The sequence below is a fragment of the Streptomyces sp. NPDC020996 genome (assembly GCF_040641355.1).
Taxonomy (GTDB): Bacteria; Actinomycetota; Actinomycetes; order Streptomycetales; family Streptomycetaceae; genus Streptomyces.
Genome location: NZ_JBFADM010000001.1, coordinates 326,112 through 332,847, shown reverse-complemented (window position 1 = coordinate 332,847; position 6,736 = coordinate 326,112). Strand labels below are relative to the sequence as shown.

At 75.6% G+C, this 6,736-nt stretch carries 7 protein-coding genes; 4 read left to right on the top strand and 3 right to left on the bottom strand.

The genetic code is table 11. From position 1 onward, the window contains the following. Positions 1–308 (bottom strand): carboxyl transferase domain-containing protein (locus AB0G63_RS01385; protein ID WP_360742341.1); only part of this gene is annotated, 308 nt, incomplete at its 3' end. 110 nt (positions 309–418) lie between these two features. Here AB0G63_RS01385 and AB0G63_RS01380 point away from each other — a divergent pair. Beyond that, positions 419–1,279, top strand: coding sequence for a biotin--[acetyl-CoA-carboxylase] ligase (locus tag AB0G63_RS01380; RefSeq protein ID WP_360742338.1), 861 nt, complete (start codon positions 419–421; stop codon positions 1,277–1,279). On the opposite strand, the gene AB0G63_RS01375 is transcribed toward AB0G63_RS01380, so the two are convergent. Next, entirely contained in the window at positions 1,266–1,589 is a 324-nt protein-coding gene (locus AB0G63_RS01375; RefSeq protein ID WP_360742336.1) for a hypothetical protein, read from the bottom strand. The two genes, AB0G63_RS01380 and AB0G63_RS01375, sit on opposite strands and share 14 nt — an antisense overlap. 122 nt (positions 1,590–1,711) lie before the next feature. Here AB0G63_RS01375 and AB0G63_RS01370 point away from each other — a divergent pair, with 122 nt between their 5' ends. Continuing rightward, the gene (locus tag AB0G63_RS01370; RefSeq protein ID WP_360742333.1) at positions 1,712–2,839 is read left to right on the top strand and encodes an adenylate/guanylate cyclase domain-containing protein; all 1,128 of its coding nucleotides are present in this window, start codon (positions 1,712–1,714) and stop codon (positions 2,837–2,839) included. Positions 2,840–2,851: 12 nt separating this feature from the next. Here AB0G63_RS01370 and AB0G63_RS01365 read toward each other — a convergent pair whose 3' ends face one another. Beyond that, a complete protein-coding gene (locus AB0G63_RS01365; protein ID WP_360742330.1) occupies positions 2,852–3,604 on the bottom strand; it encodes a hypothetical protein in 753 nt (250 codons plus the stop codon). 191 nt (positions 3,605–3,795) lie between these two features. Between AB0G63_RS01365 and AB0G63_RS01360 the strand changes: the two genes are divergently transcribed. Next, positions 3,796–4,605 (top strand): enoyl-CoA hydratase-related protein, encoded by an 810-nt coding sequence (locus AB0G63_RS01360; protein WP_360742328.1) that lies wholly within the window; start codon positions 3,796–3,798, stop codon positions 4,603–4,605. A gap of 967 nt (positions 4,606–5,572) precedes the next feature. Next, positions 5,573–6,721: a GGDEF domain-containing protein gene (locus tag AB0G63_RS01355; RefSeq protein WP_360742325.1), complete on the top strand. Its 1,149-nt coding sequence runs from the start codon at positions 5,573–5,575 to the stop codon at positions 6,719–6,721. Positions 6,722–6,736: the final 15 nt, after the last annotated feature.

Sequence of the window (6,736 nt, the reverse complement as noted above, 5' to 3'; positions counted from 1 at the left end):
AAGACGGCGACGGGGCGGCCGTCGACGGTGCCGTAGCCGGTGACGACGCCGTCGCCGTAGGGGCGGTTCGCCTCCAGGCCGAAGTTGGTGGAGCGGTGCCGGGCGAACTCGTCCAGCTCGACGAAGGAGTCCTCGTCCAGGAGCAGTTGGATCCGCTCACGGGCCGTCAGCTTGCCCTTGGCGTGCTGCTTCTCCACGGCGCGTGCGGAGCCGGCGTGCGTCGCTTCGTCGATACGGCGCTGCAGATCCGCGAGCTTGCCCGCGGTCGTGTGGATGTCGATCTCTTGACGCTCTTCCGGCTCGGACATCGGGATGCGGCTCCCTGCCTGCTCAAAAGGGGGGACGGTTACTCATCCGTAGCGTAGTGGCGTGCCCCTCGATCGGCAGTGCGGCGTGCACCACACCTAGGGTGGCTTGCATGACGCCGCCCGATGCAGCAGACGACAGCCGCTGGTCCGACCTCGACCGCCCGCCCCTGAACGCCGCCGCGCTGCGGCGCGGGCTGGTGCACGAGGGCAGCCTGTGGCGTGAGATTCGGGTGGTGCGGAGCACCGGCTCCACCAACTCCGACCTCGCCGCACTCGCGCAGTCGGGCGAGGCGGCCGAGGGAACCGTCCTGGTCGCCGAGGAGCAGACGGCCGGCCGGGGGCGCCTGGACCGCCGGTGGACGGCGCCGGCCCGCTCGGGCCTCTACTTCTCCGTACTGCTCACGCCGGGCGACGTGCCCGTGGCCCGCTGGGGCTGGCTGCCGCTGCTCACCGGCGTCGCGGTGGCCACGGGACTGTCCCGGTCGGCGGGCGTGGACACGGCACTCAAGTGGCCCAACGACCTCCTGGTCACCGTCGGCGGCGAGGAACGCAAGGCCGGCGGGATCCTCGCGGAGCGGGCCGCGGGCGACGCCGTGGTCGTCGGCGTCGGCGTCAACGTCACCCTGCGCCAGGACGAGCTGCCGGTGCCGCAGGCGGGCTCGCTGGCGCTGGCGGGAGCGGTGAGCACGGACCGCGACCCCCTGCTGCGGGCGATGCTGCGCTCGCTGGAGGACTGGTACCGGCGCTGGCGGGCCGCGGGCGGCGACCCGGCGGCCTCGGGGCTGCAGGAGACGTACGCGGCGGGCTGCGCGACGCTCGGGCGGACGGTGCGGGCCGAGTTGCCCGGCGACCGGTCGGTCATCGGGGAGGCGGTGGCGGTCGACGGGGACGGCAGGCTGGTGCTGGCGACGCCGGACGGAGTGCAGGAGCCGGTGGGCGCGGGCGACATCGTGCACCTCAGACCGGCGTGACGGCGCGGGTCCCGGCCGGATGCCCGGCCGGATGCTCGCTCGGGTGCCGGTCGGGCGGGGGCGCGGCCGATGCGCCGTGCGTGGGGCCGATCGGTGTGCCGTGCGCGGCGCTGGCTGGTGTGCTGAGTGTGGCGCCGATCGGTGCGCTGTCCGCGGCGCTGGCCGGTGTGCCGTCCGCTGCGCTGGCCGGTGTGCCGCCCGTGGCATCGGCCGGTGTGCCGTCCGCAGCTTCGGCCGATGCGCCGTGCGAGGCTTCGGCCGGCGTGCCGTCCACGGGGTCGGCGGATGTGCCGTGCGGGGCTGTGACCACGGCTCCGACCGTGGCTGTGACCGGGGCTCCCGCTGTTCCGGCCGGGAGTGAGCTACCGCACACCTGCCGTACAGTTGAGGCCGGTCGATACCTGACCGTGACAGATCGGAAGGGCAGCAGGCGTGACCGTCGACGACACGGGCTCCGGCGCGGGCGCGCACGACCGGGTGGACCACGACGCCGCCGACTCCGGCGAGGATCCGCTCGCCCTGCGTCTCGAACAGCTCATCCTCGGCGCCGAGCGGCGCTACACCCCGTTCCAGGCGGCCCGCAGCGCCGGTGTCTCCATGGAGTTGGCCTCCCGGTTCTGGCGGGCCATGGGCTTCGCGGACATCGGCCAGGCCAAGGCGCTGACCGAGGCCGACGTGCTGGCCCTGCGGCGGCTGGCCGGCCTGGTGGAGGCGGGGCTGCTCAGCGAGGCGATGGCCGTGCAGGTCGCCCGGTCCACCGGGCAGACCACCGCGCGCCTGGCCGAATGGCAGATCGACTCCTTCCTGGAGGGCCTGACCGAGCCGCCCGAGCCGGGGATGACGCGCACCGAGGTGACGTACCCGATCGTCGAGCTGCTGCTGCCCGAGCTGGAGGAGTTCCTCGTCTACGTCTGGCGTCGCCAGCTCGCCGCCTCCGCCGGCCGGGTCGTGCAGGCCGCCGACGACGAGGAGATGGTCGACCGGCGCCTCGCGGTCGGCTTCGCCGACCTGGTCGGCTTCACCCGCCTCACCCGCCGGATGGAGGAGGAGGAACTCGGCGAACTCGTCGAGGCCTTCGAGACGACCGCTGCCGACCTCGTCGCCGCGCACGGCGGACGGCTCATCAAGACGCTCGGCGACGAGGTGCTCTACGCGGCCGACGACGCCGGGGTCGCCGCGGAGATCGCGCTGCGCCTGATCGAGACGATGGCCAACGACGAGACGATGCCGGAGCTGCGCGTCGGCATCGCCTTCGGCACCGTGACCACCCGCATGGGCGACGTCTTCGGCACGACGGTGAACCTGGCGTCCCGCCTGACGTCGATAGCTCCCCGCGACGCCGTCCTCGTCGACAGCGCGTTCGCCGAGGAACTGATCCGGGTCGGTGACGCGCCCGCCTCGGAGGCGGCCGCAGCCGAGGCGGCGGCGACTGCGGAGAAGGAGGGCGAGGAGCCCCCGGTGTACCGCTTCGCGCTCCAGCCGATGTGGCAGCGCCCGGTGCGCGGCCTCGGCGTGGTCGAACCCTGGCTGCTGACCCGGCGGAGCGGCGGGCCCGAGTGACGGGCCGACGGCTCACGGGCTGACCGGCTCAGGGCTGACCGGCTCACGGGTTGACCAGCTCGCGTGCTGACCGGCTTGCGGGGGCACGGACGCCGGTCGCGGGCGATGCCAGTCGTCGTGGCCGCCGGGCAGGTCCACGCACAGGTCGATGACCGGGACGCACAGGTCCGGCAGGCCGGGGGTGCTCGGCTGCGGCGCGGGCGGTGTGGTGGTGCCGCTGGGGGCCGGGGGCGCCGGCGGGGCGGTGCTCGTCGTGGCCGGTGGGCGGGGCGTTGCCGTGGGGTGCGGGCCGTCGGTGGTCCCGGGGAGGGGCGTGGCAGCGGGGACGGGCGCGGACGAGGTGGCCGCGGCCGGTACCGGGACGGCGCTCGGTTGTGCGGCCCGCCGCGTGCTCGTACCGCCCCGCGCGGCGGCGGACGGCTTGGCCGTCTTCGACGGCGCCGAAGCGGTGGTGGCGGCGGGCGACGGGGTCGTGACGGTGCTCGGCGCCCGGGCCGCCTCGGGGGCGTCGGGTGTCAGGCGGGCGAGGCTCAGCGCGCCGGCGGCCAGCGCGAGGCCCCCGGCGGCGATCAGCGCCCGGCGCCGGCGAGGCCTGCGGTGCCGGCCGCGGATACGGAGACCGGGCCCGCGCAAGCGGGGGTGAGAGGTGTCGGCGGCGTCCGTCGGATCGACCGCCTTCGCTATGCCTGCTATGTCCGTCGTGCCCGTCGTGCCCGTCGTTTCCGTCGTTTCCGTCGTGCCCGTCGTGTCCGTCGCGTCTGTCATGGCAGCCCCTCCCCGCCGCGCCCCGCCCCCGGTGCGCCGTGGCGGAGGAACGGTATGCGCCGCCGTGGCCGGTGGGGTGGGAGTCGGGCGGTATGTCACTCGAACGGGTTGACGGGTGCGCCTTTCGCCGCCGGGCCGGGGCTGGGATGATCGAGACGTATCTTGTTAACCCGCGTTAACCGGAGGGCGTCATGAGCGAGGAGCGGTACGGGGAGTTCGTGCTGGTGCGGCGGCACGGCGACGGGGACGTCGGGCATGTCGCCGAGCTGGCCCTGGACCGGCCCAAGGCCATGAACGCCGTCTCCACCGAGATGGCCCGCTCGATCGCCGGGGCGTGCGCGGCGCTGGGCGCCGACCGTGACGTGCGGGTGGTCGTGGTGACCTCGACCCACGAGCGTGCGTTCTGCGTCGGGGCGGACCTGAAGGAGCGGAACTCCTTCACCGACGCGGAACTGGTGCGCCAGCGGCCCGTCGCGCGGGGCGCGTACACCGGTGTCCTGGAGCTGCCGGTGCCCACGATCGCGGCGGTGCACGGGTTCGCCCTGGGCGGCGGCTTCGAGCTGGCGCTGTCGTGCGACCTGATCGTGGCCGACCGTACGGCGGTGGTGGGGCTGCCGGAGGTGTCCGTCGGCGTGATCCCGGGCGGCGGCGGCACGCAGTTGCTGCCGCGCCGGGTGGGCGCCGCACGGGCCGCCGAGCTGATCTTCACCGCGCGGCGCCTGGAGGCCGCCGAGGCCCATGAGCTGGGGCTCGTCGACGAACTGGTCGAGCAGGGACGCGACCGCGAGGAGGCGCTCGCGCTGGCCTCCCGCATCGCGGCGAACTCGCCGGTCGGCCTGCGGGCCGCCAAGCGCGCACTGCGCCTCGGCCACGGCCTCGACCTGAGGGCCGGCCTGGAGGTCGAGGACGCGGCCTGGCGCTCGGTGGCCTTCTCCGGAGACCGGGCGGAAGGAGTGGCGGCCTTCAACGAGAAGCGGAAGCCCCAGTGGCCTGGCGAGTGAACGCACAGAGCCGCCGGACGGGGTGACGGGGCCGTCGGGTGGTCGGGGTCGAGCAGCCGGGTCGCCGGTCGCCGAGCAGCGGGTCCCCGGCTGCGGCGGTCGGCAGCGCGGTGTCTCCTGGCCCGCTGCCGCCGCCCCCGCTCCCGCTGTAGTTGCCTTGTGCGGGACGGGATGCCGGATGGTCCCGCTGGTGAGGCGCTTCGTCGGTGTGGTCATGGGGCCGGGTGGCCGGGGTCCGGTTTCGGGCGGCGGGTGCCGGGCGTGGGTGCCGGTGGAGCGGCGGTCGGCTGCTGGGTTGCCGTTGCCGGGCGCTGTGTGGCGGACGCGTGATCGGGTGCGGTCGCCGGACGGGGTGACGGGGCCGTCGGGTGGCCGGGGTCGAGCGGCCGGGTCGCCGGTCGCCGAGCAGCGGGTCCCCGGCTGCGGCGGTCGGCAGCAGGGCGTCCCCTGGCCCGCTGCCGTCGCCCCCGCTCCCGCTGTGGGTGCCTTGTGCGGGACGGGATGCCGGATGGTCCCGCTGGTGAGGCGCTTCGTCGGTGTGGTCATGGGGCCGGGTGGCCGGGGTCCGGTTTCGGGCGGCGGGTGCCGGGCGTGGGTGCCGGTGGTGCGACGGTCGGCTGCCGGGTTGCCGTTGCCGGGCGCTGTGTGGCGGACGCGTGATCGGGTGCGGTCGCCGGACGGGGTGACCGGGCTGCCGGGTGGCCGGGCCGCCGGGCAAGGCGTCGGGTGCCCGGCTGCGGCTGCGGCTGCGGCTGTGACGGTCGGCTGCCGGCGTCGCCCGGTGTCGGGGTCGGGGCCGGTGTGAGGGGTGGCGTGCTGGGTCGGGCCCGTGCCTGTGGGGTGCGGCCCGTGTAGTCGCGGGGGAGGGGTGCCGGGGAGGTCGGGTGCGAGAGCCGGTGGCCGGGATGGGGCGCGGCTGGGCGAATTGAATGTCCCTAATCGTCCTGGATGTCCCTAGCCTGGGGTGATGGGTGAGGACAAGCGGCTCGCGGCTGTCGTGGCGCTGGCGCAGGGCATGGCGGCCGCCCACGGCACGCGCGAGGCGTGGCGTGCCGCGGCGGCCGGCGCGTGCCGCGCGCTGGGCGGAAACTTCGCCGCGCTGTCGGTGTGGGAGCGCGACCTCGGCAGACTCAGGGTGCTCGTCAACGTCGGAGAGCGGGCCGAGGGCGAGCAGGAGTTCCCGGACGACGAGTCCTATCCGGTGCACCAGTTCCCCGAGATCACCGAGTTCCTGCACGAGCGCTGGGCCGGCGGCGGCGGTCCCAACGCCTGGGTGGAGACCGCCGCGGGCCCGGCCGCCGGGGGCCGCCCCGGCTACGTCCACCAGCGCGTAGCCGCCCTGCGGCGCCGGGGCCGCGGCTGCTGCGTGGTCGCGCCGATCGTGCTGAACGGGCGGGCCTGGGGTGAGCTGTACGTCGCGCGTCGGGCCGGCGATCCCGTCTTCGGGCCGGGCGACGCCGACTTCGCCACCGTCCTGGCCGCCGTCGTCGCCGCCGGTATCGCCCAGGCCGAGCGTCTGGAGGAGGTCAGACGCCTCGCCTACACCGACGCGCTCACCGGCCTCGCCAACCGCCGCGCCGTCGACGCGCGGCTGGACGAGGCGATCGAGCGCCACCGCGCGGACGGCACCGTCGTCAGTCTCGTCGTGTGCGACCTGAACGGGCTCAAGCACGTCAACGACACCCGCGGCCACGCCGTCGGCGACCGCCTGCTGGAACGCTTCGGCTCGGTCCTCTCCCTGTGCGGGGCCATGCTCCCCGGCGCCCTGGCCGCCCGCCTCGGCGGAGACGAGTTCTGCCTGCTCGCGGTCGGCCCGTCCGCCGACGAGGTCGTCAAGGCGGCCCGCGAACTGTGCCGCCGGGCCGCCGAGCTGGAGCTGGGCGAGGGGGTCGCCTGCGGGGTCGCCTCGACCGACGACCCGATCGGGCCGGTCGGCTCGGCCCGCCGCCTGTTCCGGCTCGCCGACGCCGCCCAGTACCGGGCCAAGGCGGTACGCGCCGCCGAGCCGGTGGTCGCCGGCCGGGAGGGCCCCGACGACCCCGTCGTGCGGATGGCCGACGAGCCGTCCGGGGAGCGGACGGCCGAGCGCCGCCGGTTCCGCGGCCGCCGCGCGTGACAGACCCGCGCCCGG

What these genes read in the sequence shown, in the direction of transcription:
- AB0G63_RS01380 (WP_360742338.1), top strand. Translation starts at nt 419, where the DNA reads ATGACGCCGCCCGATGCAGCAGACGACAGCCGCTGGTCCGACCTCGAC.
- AB0G63_RS01365 (WP_360742330.1), bottom strand. Translation starts at nt 3,604, where the DNA reads ATGACAGACGCGACGGACACGACGGGCACGACGGAAACGACGGAAACG.
- AB0G63_RS01360 (WP_360742328.1), top strand. Translation starts at nt 3,796, where the DNA reads ATGAGCGAGGAGCGGTACGGGGAGTTCGTGCTGGTGCGGCGGCACGGC.
- AB0G63_RS01355 (WP_360742325.1), top strand. Translation starts at nt 5,573, where the DNA reads ATGGGTGAGGACAAGCGGCTCGCGGCTGTCGTGGCGCTGGCGCAGGGC.